The organism is Maledivibacter halophilus, assembly GCF_900167445.1.
In the GTDB taxonomy this organism is placed as follows: Bacteria; Bacillota; Clostridia; order Peptostreptococcales; family Caminicellaceae; genus Maledivibacter; species Maledivibacter halophilus.
Window position 1 is genome coordinate 325,070 of record NZ_FUZT01000003.1, and the last position, 18,092, is coordinate 343,161.

Below are 18,092 nucleotides of genomic sequence, written 5' to 3' on the forward strand. Positions count from 1 at the left end.
CTATCACTTCCCAGCACTTCTTAACATTCTCTCCATTGGATCATCAGTGTCCGTGTTTTCTGTATTTACTTGAATCCTAGTTCTTGATGCAGGGGTAAGCCCAAATTGGGATGCAAAGTCCTTCATAACCTTAAGATAGGTTTGTGCTATGGACACTTGAGGAACCTGCTGAATATATCCTGATGGAGTTTTAAATATGGTTCCATGTTTAGATAGAAATTCTTCAGCTTCCTTCCATCTAGCATAGGCCTGGCAGTAGCCTGCAAAAGCTGTCATATCTATCTCAGTTAATATTCCTATTCCCTCCATAATATCAGCCATTCTTTCCCATTCCTTTTTAGCTTCAGGTTCAAGCCATGACGGACATTCTGGAGCTTTTTTCTCTGGCCTAGGTTCATTTTCATTAAGTGGTCTCTTTCCAGGATTACCTTCTAATATCTTTAGTGCAGTTGGCTTTGGTGTTCTTCCTCTATTCGCCATGCTATCACCTCCAAATCTATAAGAAAAAGAAGCCCAAACTTAGGCTCCTTTGAACTTTTCTATTTAAATTTCCTCGACCCTTTATCCCTAGGCCCCTATTTAAAAGGCTTACAGGGGAAACTGTGGCCTCAGTTTTTCTTAATTTTGCTTAATTCAATGGCTTCTTCAAGATATTTTAAATCAAATCCAAATTCCTCATATCCTTCACTTACTGCATTTAGATAATATTCACTTGGAAGGTTTAAGTTTATTCTATCCTTTATTTTGTTAGTCATAATATAGACCATGGCTTCTACTACTCCACCTGTTTCCAGCTCCACTGGTACATCTTCTTTATAGTAAAAACTGGGGTAGCCTTCATACCTATCCAGGGATATTTCATCTTCTGGTTTTAAATCCCAAATCACAACTGGTACTTCTCTATTTACCTTAGGTTCTATGGTTAGGTAAGCATTATCTGGCCTTCCTTTAAAAAGTAAGTGGTAGCCTTTTAATATTCCCTTTCCATAAACCTTGGCAGTAGGACATCTGTATGTCATCTGCTCTACATTTAAGTTTGAACCATAGGCTATATATAGCCTTTTATCCATTTTCATCTTCCTTTCTCTCGCCACAGTTTGGCCTGTGTGCCCTTTTTATTTAAGCCTCGAGGGTTTATACCCTTCTTTAAGCCTTAAGAGGGGTTTCCCCCCTCCTGTGTTTAAGCTAAGTCCTGAAACCTCCAAGCTGCACTTCCCTCTAGGTGCTTTACTAAATGCTCCCTTGGGTTTTTGAACTCGTCACCTATAAAGCCAATTCTGTTAAGCCAGGTTCTCATTGCAAACTTTGGGTTTTCTATCTGTGGCTTCTTGGTGCTGGCAGACTTTTGGGTTAAGGCTTGGTTGTTCATGGCTAGGGCTAAAAGGATGTATGTTCTAATTTTTCCTGCGTGAAGACTTCCGTTAAATCCCCTAAGTTCTACTGTTCCTACTCCGTTGAAAAAGCTGTGTAAGTTTAGGAAATGGTAACGGCTATCGTGGTAATGTCTGCTTCTTCCTTGGTAGTAGCCTTCGTACCAAATGTCTTCTATTTCTTTAAAGCTAGTTGGCCTTTTCTTTTTCATTCTTTCTACCAGTTTTTCATCTAGGGCTTTGCAATATCTTATTCTGCTTGGTTCTATTTGTAGGCTGTTGTAAAGTAGGTCGTTCCTTGAGTAGATAATGTTTACAAAGTTGCGAAGAGATTTTGGAGTGTGGTCGGCTCCATTTAGGTGAATGTGTATTCCTGCCGAGTTATTTACAAATCCTCCTGCCTTTCTTATTTTCCTTACTAGCTCTTGCAAACTTTTAATGTCTTCTTGGTAGGTTAAGATTGGGCTAACAATTTCTACGCTGTATTCTCTTCCTGCTGATGTCCTCTGGCCATTTACTTTTCTTTGGCATCTTAGGCTTCCGTCATAAACTACCTGCCAGGTTCTTCCGTCTGGTCCTACTACTTTGTAGTTTCCATTTGTCTTTCTAATGCTTCCTTCTAAATGTTCAGCTACAGTTCTTGCTGCTTTTTCTCTTGTTACTCCTGTAAATTCAATTTCAATTCCAAAGTTTCTTGTAAGCACTCTATTTATCCCCTTCCTGTGTGTTTTTTGTTACATACATATATCACTCAGAAAGGGGTAAATAGCAAATACTATTTTCAAAAGAAACACAGTATTTTACACTATTTCAACATATGCAGAAATAACGGCTAAAGCTTCAAGGTAAGAACCTGAAGCCATTACCTTTTCCACCATTTCATCTGCTTTATCTTTCATTTTAGCTTCTTTTAAGGTTTTTGAAGCAATAGCCATAAGGCTAAAAACATTCCCATCTTCACCAATTAATTTGCATTTAGGTTTACTCATAACTTTCACCTGGCTTTCTAAAGGCAGAGTTTCCACTTAAATTTTGGAGAAGCTCTTTTCTAATTTCTTTATATTCATCCCCCACCATTCCTAGTCTTGTTAGCCAAGTTCTAAAAGTATATTTTTCATTATCAGTAGCTTTCACCTTAGCTAAAGCTCTTTTTTGGGCCTTAGCATTTTTATTTATTAATGCAAAAAGCCAGGTAGCTGCTTCTGTTCCTGTATGCTTAAAGATTATGGTTTTATCTTGGAAGTTAAATTTTATTCCTGGATGGTCTAGGTCATCAATATCCTTCATTGCTCTTTCAAGACTATCTATGCTCTTAATATCTGCCTCGTTGATTTTAATAACAAGGTCTTCTTCTACTATGTTTTCTTCTATATTCAGTGCCTTTTTAATTAAAGGCTGTCTGCTGTAAATCATATTCACAATATTCCTTAAGCTTCTTCCACTATGGCCATCCATAGGTATTTCTAATTCATAACTAAGGCTTTCTTCTGGTCCAGCAATTAGTTCTTCAAATTCTATTTCTTCTCCTGCAGGTATCATGATCCTTCCCTCCCTATCAATAGTATAAATTTCTTTAGGTGTTTCAATTTCATATGCAAAACTTGGTGCTCCTAGGTACTTAGGCTTTACACCAAAATGTTCACCTAATAATTTAACTTTCTTCTTTCTATCCATTTGAATCCCTCCTGTGATTTTGTTACTTACATATATCACTCAAAGGGATGTATAAAGCAAGTTTTATTTAAAAAAGCACCAAGGGTTTATTCGAAAGATAAATAAAAAGCCCTTACAGGGGAAACTGTGGGCTAGGATTATTGGTTATTCTTTTGTAATTTCGCTATATTTGATTTTCTTTCCATCTCTTGTTAAATACACATCTTCATCAGTTCCTATAAACTCAATATATCTTTTTACAATTACATCTGTATATTTTTCATCCAGTTCAATTGCATAGCAAATTCTATCTAGCTGCTCACTGGCTATTAGTGTAGAACCACTACCAGCAAAAGGCTCAAGGATTATACTGTTATTAGATGAACTGTTTTTTATTGGGTAAGCTATTAAGGGTACTGGCTTCATAGTTGGATGGAGTTCTGATTTTGTAGGTCTATCAAAATTCCATACAGTGGTTTGTTTTCTATCTGAATACCATCTATGTCTTCCCTTTCCCTTCCATCCAAATAGGATGGGTTCATGCATCCACTGATACGGGCTTCTTCCTAAAACCAAGGATTGTTTTACCCATTGGCAGACCCCTGAAAGATAAAAGCCAGCATCTTGAAAGGCCTTTCTAAAAATATATCCCTTAGTGTCTGCGTGGAAAACATAGATTGAAGCATCATCTGCCATATTGCTTTCTATGTTTCTAAAGGCATCAAATAAAAACTCATAAAACTCCTTATCTTGTAGGCTATCGTTTTGGATTGTACCTGCTGTACCTTCATAGGAAACTCCATAAGGAGGATCTGTTACGCAGAGATTTGCTTTCTTTCCTTCCATTAGTCTTTCGTATGTTTCAGCTTTAGTACTATCACCACAAATCAGCCTATGTTTTCCAAGTAGCCAAATATCTCCTAACTTTGAAACTGCTTCATCTTCTAAAGCTTTATCTATATCGAAGTCATCATCTTCTGTATTTTTATCATGGATTCTAGAAAATAGATCATCTATCTCTGCAGCATCAAATCCAGTAAAGTCTATATTAAAATCCATTTCCTTTAAACTTTCTAGCTCTAAAGCCAATATCTCGTCATCCCAACCAGCATCTAGAGCCAGTCTATTATCTGCTAAAATATATGCTTTCTTTTGGGCATCTGTTAAATGCTCCACTAATACACATGGAACCCTTTTTATTCCTTCTTCTCTTGCAGCCATTACCCTGCCATGGCCAGCAATAATACTTTTATCCTTATCAATTAAAACTGGATTTACAAAACCAAATTCCCTAAGACTACTTCTTAATTTATTAATTTGCTCTTTATCATGAGTTCTAGCATTATTTGCATAGGGTATTAATTCGTCTATATCTATTAATTTTAATTCTTCCGTTGTTTTCAATATTCCACCTCCAAAATTAAAAAAGCACCTAAAATATAGGTCCTAAAATCCTTATACCCCCCCTAGTGAATTTCGCGAATTCTCACACGAAGGGGCCGCCCCGTTCCTGAAGAATAGAGTTTTAAATTATATGACCCGCCCTAGGGGCTAGTAAGTATAAACCCTTCTCCTCCATCTGCCGTCTTCCTTGGCGGTCTTTCTATCATGACAGGACTTGCACAGGGATTGTAAATTGTTAAAGTCATAGAATAGGTTCTCATTTCCTTTGTGTGGCTTTATGTGGTCTACTACCGTTGCTGGTGTAATCCTATTCTTCTTCAAACACTCAACACAGAGTGGTTGTGTATTTAATCTATATCGTCTCAAGTCTTGCCAGCGAGTGCTATTATATAGTTTCTTATGTTTACTCTGCTTTGGTTTGAATTCCATCTCTTCTTTATGCTCTTCACAATAGTATCCTTCAGTTAGATTAGGACACTGTGGATGCTTGCATGGTTTAAGTGGTCTCCTTGGCATCTTTATCAACTCCTATAAATAGGCATAGAAAAAGCCCTAAAAGAATTTAATCTCTTAGAGCCAACATTGCGTTTCCTTGGAATCGTATCGATATAACCTTGGCCTATTCTACAATGCTCTGGTGTCTTTAATTTTCTATACCTTTACATCTTATACTATACTACATATTGGGTGTGCCATTCTATGCCCTTTACTGCCCATTTTGTATTTTTTCTATTTCTTTTAATGCTCTGCCATGTATCTTAAATACTGTTCTGTTATTATAGTCTAAAGCATAAGCTACCTCTTCCCATGTTTTAGCTTCAATGTATCTCATCTGCAGTAATAGTTGACTAACAGGGTCATCAACTTTACTGATGGTTTCTAATATTTCTGCTTTTAATCTTATCAGTTCATCTATATCATCATTTATCTCATGACATAAATCTATTAATTTCACTGTTGCATCTTCCATAGGACTTGTAGTAGCTCTTCCTCCTAATACCTTCTCTTGAGTAAAGTTCACCGTAACTCTTGTAGCTAGTGCTTCCAGCTGTTCCTTCTGCTCTAACTTACTATTTATTCTCTGGTCAAGCCATATAGCCTGGGATAGATATTCTTTAGCATTCATCTAAATTACCTCCCATCTTTCCACCATAGTAGGTTTCAATAATGTGATCCCTTCTATCTTTATCTAAGGACATAATTCTTTCCATTACCTTAATCCTACCAGCTTCGGCTTCTTCCTTTGTTTTATAGAAGTTACAACCTTGACAGTTCTTTACCTTTAAGGCTTTACATCCTCTACTTGTATAAGCAAAGCAATCTTCAACACTTCTGCCTTCTAGCTTTTTAATCTCTTTATTAAATCCTTTACTAGCTCCTTCTATATCACCTGCAATTGCCTGACCTCTTATGGTTTTGAGAGTTTGTCTAGGCATTGTTTCTCTATAGTTTTTAAGTTCTTTAATGATTTTCTCTTTACTCATCTCTATAAGTCCCCCTTTTCTAATCTAGCTTTAACAGCTTCTAGTAATTCTTCTTGACCTACATTCTTTTTATTAAGTGCTTTTATAACATTCTCATCAATAGTTCCTTTAGCAATGATGTGGTGAATTACTACCGTTTCATTTTGACCTTGCCTATATATCCTCGCATTGGTTTGTTGATAAAGCTCTAATGACCAAGTAAGAGAAAACCATATGAGAGTTGATCCTCCAGCTTGAAGGTTAAGGCCATGTCCTGCAGATTGTGGATGGATAAGACCAACTGAAATATTTCCCTCATTCCAATCCTTGATATCCTTAGATGTTTTTAACTCTCTTACATCAAATCTATTTTTTATTCTTTCAAGGTCATGTTTAAACCAGTAGGCAACTAGTACTGGTTTGCCATTAGCTCCTTCAATTAAATCTTCTAAGGCATCAAGCTTTCTATCGTGAACTTGTATAAAATTCTTATCCTCATCATAGACTGCACCACTTGCCATCTGAAGGAGTTTATTAGATAGAGCAGCTGCATTGATAGCATCTATTTCTTTATCTTTAATACTTACAACTAATTCCTTTCTTAATGTTTCATAGACTTCTCTTTCCTTTTCTGAAAGATGAACTATTAGCTCATTAGTTATAAGAACAGGCATATCTAAATAGTCTTCTGATTTCATTGAAACTGTAATATCTGATATCTTTTCATAAATAGCATCTTCAGCAAAAGCTAGTGGTTTGTAAGAATAGACGATTGCTCCATTTCTTTTATCTGGTTTAAAGTAAGTTTCTCTATACTGTCCAATAAAGCGACCAAGCCTTTCCCCCATATCCAGGATTCGAAACTCTGCCCACAAGTCCATCAAACCATTAGAACTTGGAGTTCCTGTTAGTCCTACCATCCTTTTAACCTTAGGTCTAACCTTCATAAGTGATTTAAACCTCTTTGACCTATGGGACTTAAAGCTTGATAGCTCATCAATGACAACCATGTCGTAATCAAAGACAAGTCCACTCTTATTAATCAGCCAGTCTATATTCTCCCGATTGATAAGATAGATATCTGCTTTGGTCTTTAAAGCTTTTAACCTTTCTTCTTTACTGCCAATAGCAAGTGAATAGTTAATAATATCTAGGTGTTCCCATTTTTCTATTTCAGAAGGCCATGTAACTTTCGCTACTCTTAAAGGAGCTATAATTAAAACTTTTGATACTTCAAATGAGTCAAATAATAGATTTTTAATCGCTGTAAGACTGATTACGGTTTTACCTAACCTAAGCCCATATCAAGTAGAATGGCAGAGATAGGCTTGTCTTGAATATAGTTAATAGCATATCTTTGGTATTCATGTGGTATGAACTTCACTGGGCATCACCTCCGATTTCATCAAGTATCTTTTTAATATCACTTTTATTATCAAGAACAAAAACCTTAAATCCTAATTCCCTTAATTCTTTTATTCTCTTTATCTGAATAGGTCTTGGTCTTTTACCTGGACCCTTAACTTCTACAAAGCCTATCTTTCCTTCTGGGAGTAGTATGATTCGATCGGGTATCCCCGTCAAAGATGGGGAGATAAATTTAAGACACATCCCCTGACAGGCTTTAGTTTCTTTAACTAGTTTTCTTTCTATATCTTTTTCCAACACTTGAGTTTTCTTCCTCTCATCAGATGATGTGTAGGTCTCTGTAACCTATATATATAACTATTTATTATTATTTTATTTTTTTATTTATTATAAAAAGTTTTATATATAAGCTTCATTGACCTACATTTTTATATAAATTCAGACTTTAACCTTATACCTAGAACAAAACTACCTTTGCTTGTTCTCTTTCTTTCAAAGCCTTCAGTCTCCAGTGCATTATAAAAGTCAGAAGTGCTTCTGGCGTATTCACCTGTTCTCATACAGAAAGCTCTATACTCGCTATAAAACTCCCCAGACTTAGATGAGAAAGATTCATCAATCTCACAACAGTCCTCAAAGAATCTAGATATCCAGTCATTATCTGACTTGTATTTATTGATGGCACTTTCAACTTTTACTGGAAGCTTAAACTTATAGTCATCTTCAATAGCCTTCTTAGCTCCATCAATAACCCATTTAAGAATTGCACCCCCAGCATTATGGAAGAGATAATCACTATAGTTTTTAATATCTGATTTTCCTTCAATCTTTGCTTCAAAAGGAATAACTATAAGTCTTCTCCATGTTCCTTCATCCATTGCACCTACCTTTGGTAAATGGTTTGTATAAAGTACTAAGGTGTGGGATGGAGTAAACTTAAATGGTGCCTTATATTTCTTTTCAGCATGTATCTCATCTGTAGAACTAAGCTGTTTTACATTGGATGTAGAAAGCCTCATCCCTTCTTCAAGTTCTGCAGCAATAAGAAGTCTTTTCCCTCTAGCTTCAGCCAGCTCAGGTTTTGCATTTCTCTTACAACCTACTGTAAGAATATCTGCAGATATTGACCCACTGTAACTTCCAAGAACTCTTGCTATTACATTCCAAAATGTGGACTTACCATTCCTTCCTTCCCCATAAGCAATAATCAAAGCTTCTACATAGACTTTTCCTATGGTAGCAAGACCTGCTACTTTTTGAACATAGTTCATGAGTTCATCATCACCACAGAAGAATGTACCAAGGGCTTCTTCCCACAAACTTTTACCTTCGTCACTTGGGTCTACCATTGTTTGTTTGGTAATGAAATGAAGTGGATCATGTTCCATTTTCTCTCCCGTTCTTAAGTCAATGGTATAAGATGGAGTGTTTAATAAGAACTCGTCTTGATCTAGTTCCTTTTGTTCTATTTCTAACATAGGCATTGCCTCTTTTGTAGTTGCATGAATTGCTCTAGTGTCACCTCGTTTGATAGCATATTTCTTATAGTTTTCTGCCATCAGGTACTGGTTATATGAATGAGTCTGCTCTTTGCTAAAGAGTGAAACTGCTTTTTTGGTAGTTAGGCTTTCTAGCAAACCTAAAGCTCCATTTTTCCTCATTTCATCTCTTGCTTTTTTAAGTGCAATATCAGCTTCTTCAACTTGTCTATTAGCCAGGTCTTGAGATAAGCCATGTGCTTTTAAATCAGACTCCTCCCAGTAGCCATCGTTATATACTAAATATTTTGTTGATGGAGAGTAGCGAAGTCTGTCTTCATACTCTCTTACAAATACCTCAGCTTGGCCTACATCGGAATACTCAGATGGTTTTAAGTTAAACTCCGTATTATACTTTTCAGGTGGGATGTAATCCTCATTTGAGCTAATCTTTTTTCCAAACTTTAAGGCACTCTGCCAGATTTGTTCAAGTTCTTCATCTGGTAACGGAGGACTACAAAGCTCTGCCTTTTTATTAAATAGCTCTTTTGCTTGTTCTGTATTGCCGTATCTAATAAGAACTCGTCCAGCATAATGGCTCATAGTATTGTTACGATTGCCTTCTTGGATTTCATCTTGGGCTGCATCCCAAGCTTCAAAGTCATCTTCTAAAAGTTCAGTAACAAGCTTTCTACCACTAACGATCTCTACTACTGGATTTTCTACACCAAAGAAGAGTCTGGCTCCATCTAGTGCATTTCTATCAAAGAATGGATAGTAGTAAGCTAGTCTTTCTTTTAAACTTTCATATTCTTTGATGTCTGTAACCCTTGGAATAGGAAAGTAGATATGAAGCCTTGGCCTAGGAGCCTTGTTTTCTTTTTCCTTCATATGGTTTCTGCTATATACAACAGCAAACTCTACATCTTTAAATACATCCTTTAAATCCCCAATATCTTTCCAGTCTTTTGGATTATCGCTATAGTCATTATCTAAATCCATTGCAATGCAGTCTGACTCAACGAAATTACCTTTTGAGCGATAATTGTTTTTATATTTAGCCATGACATGGTCATGTTGAGCAGCCTTTTCCAAAGACCGAGTATCGGTGACTATAACTTCATTAGAATAAAGGCAGTTTTTTATATCTCCTCGAGTGTTTGATACATACAATTTCAATCTAATACCTCCTCTAGAGTAAAATATCTAATGGTCTTTCTGTATTTTTCTGCAAGCTTAATCTCTTCTTGCATGCCTTCAGAAATATATCCATCTAAAACCCAGATTTCTTGACACTTTCTTAGAAAAATTGAGTTCATAAACATAGCAAGATCCCTTTCTTTATCATTGTCATCATCCATAAATTGAGGAAAGAGAAGATGTGGAGCAAAGGGTATTGCATTCTTATCTACAGCAAACCTGGAAAAAGCTCTTGCATTTTTAACATTTTCTTCTACTTCACCACGATATGGAGAGCAGATATATACCAGAGGACGAAAGCCCTCTGAACGAATCTTACTTAAAGCATAGTAGGGTGTTAAGTCCAGATAACCCTCAGAATTATATTTATTCATGGCGACCTCCTAAAAAATATTCAATAAAATATTGTTGACCTTTACCTGTTACCTTTGTAGTTTTTGAAATAGTTACATGGCCATCAGAATGAGTGATAGCTGTTTCCTTTACTCTAAAAAGTCCTAGTTCCATAGCTCTTTGTGTTGGAGCATTATAGTCCGTTCCTTTTCTCTTGATTAAAAACCCATCTTGACGCAGCCTTTCAAAGAGCCTATTCTGACCAGTATCCATACCATTTGCCTTTAGGATTTTTGCAAGTTCACCAATTAATATGGTTGTATTACTAGTACTTACAGCATCTGCAAAGAGCTCCTTTGGCTTCATTTCTTCAATACGAGCATTTCTCTGTTCGATGGTCTTCTGAGCAATAAGCAGTGCCTTTGAAAGAATTTCCTCATTAGAATCATCATCCTTAACCTGAATGTATCCACCAGTCTTTCTTATAGATGGTAATACCTCATGAGTAATCCAGCGTTTAAATTTCTTTGCACTAGGTTTTCTGCTTGCAAGGATAAGATTATAAAGACCAAACTCATTAACACAGTTAGTAGCCCCTCCAGATAACCCTATGTTCAACATAGACTTCTCATCATCATCCAACCTGCCCATGGCTTGAGTAGTATTTGCGATATCAAGTGACTTACATATATCACTCGCTACAAACCATGGTTCGTCTTTCTCAGTCACCATCCTTACCTGTCCAAATTCTTCATTTTCAAATATCTTTAGTTCATTCATCTTATGAACCTCCTATAATTTATTAAGAGGAAAAACCCTCTCGCTATAATCCATAGGAGAGGGTCAATTCGGACGGGCAATATTAATCTTTTTGATAAAATTCACATTCAAAACCATCTGCATCAAGTATTAGTCCTTTTGCCCAGATAGGCTGAACTTTCATAATTTCATTTACTTCTTCAATACTGGATCTTCCTATTGGTGCTTCTATTACTACCTCATCATGGACATGCATTACAATTTCAAATCCTTCTTTACTTAATCTCATCATGGCTTCTGCTAAAATATCCCTTGAGATAGCCTGTACAATATTCTCTACAAATTTAGCACCATAGCTTTCTATCCTTTCCCACTTGTTTCCGAGGCCTGTCCCTTCATAGGTGATGGACTCACCACCAAACCTGTTCGTTCCCATTCTTGGTTTGACGTATGAAAGCCTTCTACCACTAGGAAGCTTAATAAAGAGAATACCTTTTTCATAAGAGAGAGCTAGGTTTTTAAATTTGATTTTGCTTCTTGTCTTTATTACATTTTTAATTGCCTTATCTATATCCCACCAAAGTTGGACTATGTTAGGATTGGCTTCTCGCCAGGAATCAACTATTGTCTGTAGTTCATCTTCCTCAATTCCCATTTCAATTGCACCCATTGCCTTAAGTGCTCCAATAGAACCACCATAACCACAGCCAAGCTCAGCTTGTTTACCTTTTTGTCTTAAGTGGCCATTTACACCATTCTTTTCTACTGGAACACCAAACATTCTAGATGCTGATTCACAATAAATGTCTTTGCCATCTTGAAAGGCATCCATTCTCCACCTCTCGTCTGCAAGCCAGGATAGGACTCTGGCCTCAATAGCTGAGAAGTCCGATACTATAAACCTGTAACCTTCTTTTGGAATAAATGCTGTTCTTATAAGTTGAGATAATACATCTGATGGGCTATCAAATAAAAGTTCAATGGTTTCATACTCACTATCTCTTACAAGACCTCGAGCAAGCTTTAAGTCTTTTAAATTGTTTCTTCTTAAGTTTTGGACTTGTATTAATCTGCCTGAATACCTTCCTGTTCGATTTGCACCATAGAACTGAATTAGGCCTCTAACTCTTTTATCATTTCCCCCAACATTTTCCATAGATGTGTATTTCCTAACACTAGACTTGGAGAGTTCCTGTCTTAATTCAAGCACTTCTTTTACATCACCTGTAGCTGTTTCAAGTGCAGCCTCAACTTTCTTTTTAGCTAATGAATCTATCTCTAATCCTTTTTTATTTAACCACTCTTTTAATTGCATTGGTGAATTTGGATTTTCAAGCCCAGTAAGTTCGATGGCTCTATTCATGTTTTCTTCTCGTAGCTTATCATCAAAGCAAATTGCTTCTTCTACTAGAGTGTTATCAATTTCAATTCCTCTATCATTTATCTCTTGGTCTAGATGATAATGATCCCATTCATTATTAGGAAGTGGAAAATGTGATAACCTTTCATGGATGGCAAGTTCTGTCTCTACATCTCGTTTGTTATATTCCTTAAAGGTCTCCCACTTTATTGGGTCATGGCTTGGAAGATTTCTAGTTCTTTTACCATTAGTTTTAGTTGGTTTACATGGCATACAAAAATATCTAATGAGGTTTTTACCTTCACTTAATTTTTGTTTTTCTAAACCGAGTACTTTACTTACATTTTCAAGAGATAATGGAAGTCCTAAATATAGAGACCAAACCATAGTGCAATACCATGAATCAGGATTCAACTTCTTACCTAAATACCTTGAAAGACATATACGTTCAAAGTTTGCATTGAAGGCCCATTTTTCTACTGAATCATCTTTTAATACATTTAGTATTTCTCTTGGAATCTTCTCACCACTAGCTAAATCAATTACACTTACCTTGCCACCATCAACAGAATAAGCAAAGAGGAGGATTTCAAAATCCTCACTCTCTGCATATTTATATACTCCACATTTAGATAAATCTGTTGATGAAAATGTTTCTAAATCAATGAATATTCTTTTAGGATAAAAAGTCATCATCATCATCTTCAAGACTTTCAAAGTCGTCTGCTGCACTGCTTCTTCCACCGAGTGGTTCTCCATCTTTTACCTTTTGGATATTGCCTAGCCCACAAGCCACACCTTTGTTCCCATTTACATTAAATGCATAGAAGCTAATAGACACCCTAGCATAGACACCACTGTATACTTCAGAACGATCTAGGATAGGTTCCACATTTCCATCTACAATCTGTGGTGCTGTTATGGAGTTTGCATTTACAAAATATGAATCCTTGTATGCTGCATCATCTTTTTCTACATCCCCATCACGAAGAGGAAGTTTTAAAGCTGCCTTCTTTGGTTTCTTTCCTCCAAATCTACCTATGCCTTCCTCAATAGCAGCATCAATGGCATTTTCAATCTTTTCAATGGTCTTTGTATCTGACTTTGGGATAATTAGTGATACAGAGTATTTTTCTTTGCCTCCTTGCACTGAATGTGGTTCCCACACATGGGCATATGATAGTCTTACTACTCCTGTTACTACCTTCGTTTTATTTCTCATTTATATTTCCTCCTTTTGGAATTCATCTTTTACAGTTTCAATCTCTTGTCTTTTATCTGACCTAGCTACTAGGGTTGTTTTTCCCTTTGGTTTCTCAAGTAGACCAGATAGTAAATCATTAAATTTCTCTTTACCTAATAACTTAGTCATAGATGTAATGCCTTTGAGCTTTTTCTCATAGGGGTCAAAACCTTCTGCTTCTACTAGACGAGCAACTTTATCTTCATCTATATATCTTCTATTACTGCGTCCTTCTACAAGTTTAAAGTCAGTCCATTTCCTACCTTCAAGTGCTCTTTTAAAAGCATAGTCTTTTATGTCTTTAATCCAAGATTCGATCTGGTCTACATGTTTTAGAGCCTCTTCTACCTCTTCATCTGATAGAAGGGGTGGAAGTTTAAACTCACATCTAGCAATTTCTAGTGCCACATTTGCTCTTTCCCTACAGATGCTCTTTGCTTTACAAAATCTGCACCAGTCTCCAGACTCAAACTCACCTTCACCATTAAAGGCTAATTTAGATTTAGGAATAATTACTTCTTCAGCCCACCTATAAAGCTTGTCTGCTACTATTTCAAAAGTTGAGATGTTCTCTCGTCTTGGCTGGTAGATGTGCATGGTCACTTTTTCTATGTCATAGATTCCATCAAATAGATCAAGTGCTCCAAGACCATAAAGCATTAGCTGGGTATTTTGATTTGCATCTACTAAAATTCCTTGACCATGCTTATAGTCAATTACATGGAGCTCTCCATCTGTAACAATGATTGCATCAGCTGTTCCATAGCTTTCTTTGGCAAACTTAGATAAATCAAGTCTCTCTTCAATTAGAACTAGAGGTTCTCTATACCTTGATATGACTTCCATTACATAAGTGGCATAGCTTTCTGCACAATCTTCCATCTCTTCATTGTAGAACTCTAAGTTTTCAGTTGGGTCTTTGCTTTCAAGTCCTAAGAGTTTTTTAAGCTTATGTTCACACAGAGCATGGGCTTCTGTTCCTTCCCTTGCATAGGAGCTAAACTCTTCTTGAAATTTTTCCGATAGCTTTATTGATGGTGGACAAGATATCCATCTCTCACTAGATGAAGGAGATAGATATGCATGACTAGTCATGACCGATCACCTTGGCATCCTTCATCAAGTCAGCATACCTAGATGATTCAACTTCAGATAGCTTGTTTGCTCCATAATCTTTAATGAGCTTTCTAACATCATCTGTAAAACCACTCCGACTTAAATCAGCGAGAACCGCTCTTACTTCTTCCAAGGAATAGGCCTTTTCAGCTTCCTTCTTTGGACTGTTATTGGACTCAAGCATAGCAATTAGTTCAGACAGAGAATCTATACAATCCTGTGCTTGGCTTACTACTTCATTAATAAATTTCATTCGTGACATTTTCTCCTCCTTCCTCTTCTTCAGTAATAGATAGTTCCTGTACTGTATCACCTGGAATGATTACGGTGACTCTTTTACTCTCACCAAATAAGAGATTAAGAAATTTCTCTCTGATGGATGTTTTCTTACATCTTACAAGGCGAGTAGTGCCTTCATCAGAAACACTTATTTTTAAATTGTGTTTCATACTTTTTCCCCCTTTCGAAGATGGCTTATTTGCCCCTTCGCTATAAACCATCTGAAAGGTAATATTCGGACGGCCTATTATAAATTTCTTTTTATTGTTGCAATAGCACGATTAATTGTTCTTCTAATTGCAGATTCATCTACACCTCGCATCTTAGCAATTTCCGTTTTTGAATATCCTTCAAGATAGTGAAGAATTAATATTTCTTGCTGATTTTCAGTACAAAGGGAAATGAGGGAATTTATCCTTTCCTTTTCTTCTAGAATTTCATGAGGGTTACATCTGCTAGAAAAATATTTTGCATCTTCATAAGTGAATGATTCTAATGATGAATGCCTATCTTCCCTAGATTCTTTCTGATTGTTCAATCTTTCTTCATAATGGGAATCCAGATAAGCTGTTTTCCAATCTGCTTTATAATTAGGATCTTGAAGCTGTGTACGAATTTCGATATCGTCTGGGCAATCCTCGATAAATAAATTAATTTCCTTTCTCTTACCTTGGTATTTAACAGTTAAAGGTCTTTGCATAAAAATGCTCCTTTCCCAGATGAGAAAAGAGCATGACAATCAGCCAAAAAACTCACCTTTTTTTTATTAAGTGAGCCTTTCGGCTGCTTTGAATATCTTTAGATTAATTGTTTAATAGGAAGGTTTAATTCCTAATTAATAAATTTACCCCCTATTATTTAAATAGATTTAAACTTCAATTTTTACTATTTGCTTTAGAACATATTTTCTTTTTTCTACCTCTACTATTAGTTTAGGTCATTTAATAACCCCCATGTCGGACACTTCATGCCCGCTTTGTAATGGCTAAAAATGCACAAAAAAAGAGCCATACATAAATCCTTTAGTTGGATTCATGCATAGCTCTTTGAAACTAAGCATTAAAAACGGACATGCCATGCCCGATTTTATAGAAAATAATTTAATTTTTATAATGGATCTGCATTAACAGATAACAAGAAATCCCTTATACTATTCATTGATTCAGGAAACTTGTGAGTAAGTACAAAGTCATACCATTGATGACTTGTGTTATTATGTATATCTAATGAATGTGGCGAACAATTAATTATATGGGAGCTAATTTTAGGTGGTAATTTAAGTGCGAGACATAGTGCGACTATTGAGTTAATAGATCCTTTAGTCTCACCTTTCATTATCCGTCTAACTGTTCTTTCATTTAATAGTACCTTTTCACCTAATTCTTCGTAGGTGATACCTCTCCAATCTTTAACTATTTCAAAGCAAGTCCTATAGTCTGTTGTCAATTGCCTATATATACGATATTCTTCCAAGACCTGCTCTTTAAGAAGTTTACTTTGTTTTTCAGGACTTGCATGCTGGTAGCCATCATTATATGAAATATCAAATACTACTGCAGAGCTTTCATCTCTATTTAAATAACATTCTGTGTAATACCTTTCTTTAACACCATCAGACTTAATTGCTAGGTCAAATATTAAACAGCATTCATCCATATGGGTTAGGGCATATCTAGTTAATACAGTTTCACCTAGTAGATTTTCTCCTACATATTTAGGATGGTTAAATACAAAATGTGAATCTACATATATATAATTTCCTTCTCTAATTTCTGGATTAATTAAACTTTGAATTGCAGCATCTTCTGCAGGAATAGAAAAGGTTTGATTTCTTTTTAGGGTTCCTTTCTTAAAGCTATGTGGCTTTACATATTGGCCATTAATATATAAAAATGCTCCTGCTGCTTCTTCATAGCCTGAATCAATCATTCTAATTTTAGCTGCTAGTCTTGATACACAGAAAAAGATTGCTAGTTCATCTATTGCAGGTTGTATTACATCAATAATTTCAGGAGTTTCTAGCTCTTTTTTAAATCGCTTTATAACTTCAAAGGCCTTAGTTTTAAATGATGAAAGTGGCATTTGAATTCTAGGTGCTAGTGCATTTGCATGCCATTCCATCCATCCTGTGGCATCTTTTTCTCCATCTTTTATGCCTCCTACTACTTTACATTTTATTTTGGTAGCGTTTTCATTATATAGTCTTTCTAGTTCAAAAGCTTTTCTATGCTTATCCCAATGAACGCATTCATGAACTATAGTATTATTTACCGCTCCTAAATTTCTTAAAAAATATGCCTTTGGATCTACAAATATTGTTCCTGCTTTAACTTCTTCAATTACCATTTCATCTATATGAGGGTCATAAAGCTCTGCCTGTGAATTATGAAAATATATCTGCCCAAAGATAGACATATCCTTGGTTATTTCTCTTACTTCTACTTTAAGTTCCATCTTATCAGCAAGCTCTATTGGATCTAGGGGCATGGGTCTTTTTAGCATTTCAGGATAGTATCTTTCTAAAAAATCTCTAGCAACTGAATCTAGTTCTTCCTTATTAATATAAGGTACTAGAGCATCTGATAAAGGTTTTTCAATTTTATTTCTTTGAGTATATACTTCTATACCTATAATATGAAAGTCATCTAAGGACTTTTCTAGATTGCCTTTACAGTTTAATAAAAACCATTGATTGCATAAATCATAATCATCATAGTGATAGTCACCTTCAGAAACCTTAATCTCAGCATCTATTACAACATCAAATTCAATTTCCATCCCTGGTAAATCATTGATTGATGCCATTTTAATTTCCATATCTGTAAGAATAACCTCTCCTACATTATGAACATTTTGTATGTCTAAATCTAAGTTGTCATGGTTTCCCTCTATATGTTCCTCTAAGTAGGAGTAAAAATCATTATAAAATCTATCTGATATATAATTTATAAAAGAACGATTTTTTACCATAAAATCCCCTCCCCTTTAGATAAATTATAACATAAAACGATATGAATTTTCAGACAAAAAACACCCCAGCTCGACAGCCTCTCTAATCCCAAGAGA

Annotated in this window: 20 protein-coding genes and 1 pseudogene; all 21 read right to left on the minus strand. The window is 35.7% G+C overall.

Going from position 1 to position 18,092, the window contains the following annotated elements:
• Positions 1 to 3: 3 nt before the first annotated feature.
• The 21 genes and pseudogenes from B5X81_RS07545 to B5X81_RS07645 all read right to left on the minus strand — a co-directional run bounded on the left by B5X81_RS07545 (position 4) and on the right by B5X81_RS07645 (position 17,996).
• Positions 4 to 480 (minus strand): phage terminase small subunit P27 family, encoded by a 477-nt coding sequence (locus tag B5X81_RS07545; RefSeq protein WP_079490638.1) that lies wholly within the window; start codon positions 478 to 480, stop codon positions 4 to 6.
• Between the two features lie 128 nt (positions 481 to 608).
• On the minus strand, positions 609 to 1,070 hold the full coding sequence (locus B5X81_RS07550) for a gamma-glutamylcyclotransferase family protein (protein WP_079490640.1): 462 nt from the start codon (positions 1,068 to 1,070) through the stop codon (positions 609 to 611).
• A 110-nt stretch (positions 1,071 to 1,180) separates the two neighbouring features.
• The gene (locus tag B5X81_RS07555) at positions 1,181 to 2,074 is read right to left on the minus strand and encodes an amidoligase family protein (protein WP_079490642.1); all 894 of its coding nucleotides are present in this window, start codon (positions 2,072 to 2,074) and stop codon (positions 1,181 to 1,183) included.
• 96 nt (positions 2,075 to 2,170) lie between these two features.
• Entirely contained in the window at positions 2,171 to 2,359 is a 189-nt protein-coding gene (locus B5X81_RS07560) for a hypothetical protein (protein ID WP_079490644.1), read from the minus strand.
• Positions 2,352 to 3,044, minus strand: coding sequence for a hypothetical protein (locus B5X81_RS07565; RefSeq protein WP_079490646.1), 693 nt, complete (start codon positions 3,042 to 3,044; stop codon positions 2,352 to 2,354). The genes B5X81_RS07560 and B5X81_RS07565 overlap by 8 nt, the downstream gene beginning before the upstream one ends.
• Positions 3,045 to 3,188: 144 nt before the next feature.
• Positions 3,189 to 4,427 carry a site-specific DNA-methyltransferase gene (locus B5X81_RS07570; protein ID WP_079490648.1) on the minus strand — a complete coding sequence of 413 codons (1,239 nt, stop codon included), beginning with the start codon at positions 4,425 to 4,427 and terminating at the stop codon, positions 3,189 to 3,191.
• Positions 4,428 to 4,676: 249 nt separating this feature from the next.
• A pseudogene (locus B5X81_RS28665) lies at positions 4,677 to 4,943 on the minus strand (hypothetical protein); the annotation flags it as partial.
• A 190-nt stretch (positions 4,944 to 5,133) separates the two neighbouring features.
• Positions 5,134 to 5,553 (minus strand): DUF1492 domain-containing protein, encoded by a 420-nt coding sequence (locus B5X81_RS07580; protein ID WP_079490652.1) that lies wholly within the window; start codon positions 5,551 to 5,553, stop codon positions 5,134 to 5,136.
• Complete coding sequence (locus B5X81_RS28090) at positions 5,543 to 5,911, minus strand: hypothetical protein (protein WP_244282026.1); 369 nt, start codon at positions 5,909 to 5,911, stop codon at positions 5,543 to 5,545. Before B5X81_RS28090 ends, B5X81_RS07580 begins: the two co-directional genes overlap by 11 nt.
• A gap of 2 nt (positions 5,912 to 5,913) precedes the next feature.
• Positions 5,914 to 7,167 (minus strand): DEAD/DEAH box helicase, encoded by a 1,254-nt coding sequence (locus B5X81_RS07590; RefSeq protein ID WP_330397355.1) that lies wholly within the window; start codon positions 7,165 to 7,167, stop codon positions 5,914 to 5,916.
• 103 nt (positions 7,168 to 7,270) lie between these two features.
• Positions 7,271 to 7,558, minus strand: coding sequence for a VRR-NUC domain-containing protein (locus tag B5X81_RS07595; RefSeq protein WP_079490653.1), 288 nt, complete (start codon positions 7,556 to 7,558; stop codon positions 7,271 to 7,273).
• 128 nt (positions 7,559 to 7,686) lie between these two features.
• Positions 7,687 to 9,915 (minus strand): phage/plasmid primase, P4 family, encoded by a 2,229-nt coding sequence (locus tag B5X81_RS07600; RefSeq protein WP_079490655.1) that lies wholly within the window; start codon positions 9,913 to 9,915, stop codon positions 7,687 to 7,689.
• Positions 9,912 to 10,310, minus strand: coding sequence for a DUF7768 domain-containing protein (locus B5X81_RS07605; protein ID WP_079490656.1), 399 nt, complete (start codon positions 10,308 to 10,310; stop codon positions 9,912 to 9,914). The genes B5X81_RS07600 and B5X81_RS07605 overlap by 4 nt, the downstream gene beginning before the upstream one ends.
• Positions 10,303 to 11,049 carry a phage antirepressor gene (locus B5X81_RS07610; protein ID WP_079490658.1) on the minus strand — a complete coding sequence of 249 codons (747 nt, stop codon included), beginning with the start codon at positions 11,047 to 11,049 and terminating at the stop codon, positions 10,303 to 10,305. The genes B5X81_RS07605 and B5X81_RS07610 overlap by 8 nt, the downstream gene beginning before the upstream one ends.
• An 82-nt stretch (positions 11,050 to 11,131) precedes the next feature.
• Positions 11,132 to 13,147 (minus strand): DNA polymerase, encoded by a 2,016-nt coding sequence (locus B5X81_RS07615; RefSeq protein WP_330397350.1) that lies wholly within the window; start codon positions 13,145 to 13,147, stop codon positions 11,132 to 11,134.
• The gene (locus B5X81_RS07620; RefSeq protein WP_079490661.1) at positions 13,065 to 13,610 is read right to left on the minus strand and encodes a DUF2815 family protein; all 546 of its coding nucleotides are present in this window, start codon (positions 13,608 to 13,610) and stop codon (positions 13,065 to 13,067) included. Before B5X81_RS07620 ends, B5X81_RS07615 begins: the two co-directional genes overlap by 83 nt.
• On the minus strand, positions 13,611 to 14,726 hold the full coding sequence (locus B5X81_RS07625; RefSeq protein WP_079490662.1) for a DUF2800 domain-containing protein: 1,116 nt from the start codon (positions 14,724 to 14,726) through the stop codon (positions 13,611 to 13,613).
• A complete protein-coding gene (locus tag B5X81_RS07630; RefSeq protein WP_139380271.1) occupies positions 14,719 to 15,009 on the minus strand; it encodes a hypothetical protein in 291 nt (96 codons plus the stop codon). Before B5X81_RS07630 ends, B5X81_RS07625 begins: the two co-directional genes overlap by 8 nt.
• Positions 14,987 to 15,196, minus strand: coding sequence for a hypothetical protein (locus B5X81_RS07635; RefSeq protein ID WP_079490666.1), 210 nt, complete (start codon positions 15,194 to 15,196; stop codon positions 14,987 to 14,989). Before B5X81_RS07635 ends, B5X81_RS07630 begins: the two co-directional genes overlap by 23 nt.
• A gap of 77 nt (positions 15,197 to 15,273) precedes the next feature.
• Positions 15,274 to 15,726, minus strand: coding sequence for a sigma-70 family RNA polymerase sigma factor (locus tag B5X81_RS07640; protein ID WP_079490668.1), 453 nt, complete (start codon positions 15,724 to 15,726; stop codon positions 15,274 to 15,276).
• Between the two features lie 407 nt (positions 15,727 to 16,133).
• Positions 16,134 to 17,996 carry a helix-turn-helix domain-containing protein gene (locus B5X81_RS07645; protein ID WP_079490670.1) on the minus strand — a complete coding sequence of 621 codons (1,863 nt, stop codon included), beginning with the start codon at positions 17,994 to 17,996 and terminating at the stop codon, positions 16,134 to 16,136.
• Between the last annotated feature and the right edge of the window lie 96 nt (positions 17,997 to 18,092).

What these genes read in the sequence shown, in the direction of transcription:
- B5X81_RS07635 (WP_079490666.1), bottom strand. Translation starts at nt 15,196, where the DNA reads ATGAAACACAATTTAAAAATAAGTGTTTCTGATGAAGGCACTACTCGC.
- B5X81_RS07610 (WP_079490658.1), bottom strand. Translation starts at nt 11,049, where the DNA reads ATGAATGAACTAAAGATATTTGAAAATGAAGAATTTGGACAGGTAAGG.
- B5X81_RS07565 (WP_079490646.1), bottom strand. Translation starts at nt 3,044, where the DNA reads ATGGATAGAAAGAAGAAAGTTAAATTATTAGGTGAACATTTTGGTGTA.
- B5X81_RS07630 (WP_139380271.1), bottom strand. Translation starts at nt 15,009, where the DNA reads ATGTCACGAATGAAATTTATTAATGAAGTAGTAAGCCAAGCACAGGAT.
- B5X81_RS07640 (WP_079490668.1), bottom strand. Translation starts at nt 15,726, where the DNA reads ATGCAAAGACCTTTAACTGTTAAATACCAAGGTAAGAGAAAGGAAATT.
- B5X81_RS07550 (WP_079490640.1), bottom strand. Translation starts at nt 1,070, where the DNA reads ATGGATAAAAGGCTATATATAGCCTATGGTTCAAACTTAAATGTAGAG.
- B5X81_RS07545 (WP_079490638.1), bottom strand. Translation starts at nt 480, where the DNA reads ATGGCGAATAGAGGAAGAACACCAAAGCCAACTGCACTAAAGATATTA.
- B5X81_RS07620 (WP_079490661.1), bottom strand. Translation starts at nt 13,610, where the DNA reads ATGAGAAATAAAACGAAGGTAGTAACAGGAGTAGTAAGACTATCATAT.
- B5X81_RS28090 (WP_244282026.1), bottom strand. Translation starts at nt 5,911, where the DNA reads ATGAGTAAAGAGAAAATCATTAAAGAACTTAAAAACTATAGAGAAACA.
- B5X81_RS07560 (WP_079490644.1), bottom strand. Translation starts at nt 2,359, where the DNA reads ATGAGTAAACCTAAATGCAAATTAATTGGTGAAGATGGGAATGTTTTT.
- B5X81_RS07580 (WP_079490652.1), bottom strand. Translation starts at nt 5,553, where the DNA reads ATGAATGCTAAAGAATATCTATCCCAGGCTATATGGCTTGACCAGAGA.
- B5X81_RS07615 (WP_330397350.1), bottom strand. Translation starts at nt 13,147, where the DNA reads ATGGAGAACCACTCGGTGGAAGAAGCAGTGCAGCAGACGACTTTGAAA.
- B5X81_RS07625 (WP_079490662.1), bottom strand. Translation starts at nt 14,726, where the DNA reads ATGACTAGTCATGCATATCTATCTCCTTCATCTAGTGAGAGATGGATA.
- B5X81_RS07645 (WP_079490670.1), bottom strand. Translation starts at nt 17,996, where the DNA reads ATGGTAAAAAATCGTTCTTTTATAAATTATATATCAGATAGATTTTAT.
- B5X81_RS07605 (WP_079490656.1), bottom strand. Translation starts at nt 10,310, where the DNA reads ATGAATAAATATAATTCTGAGGGTTATCTGGACTTAACACCCTACTAT.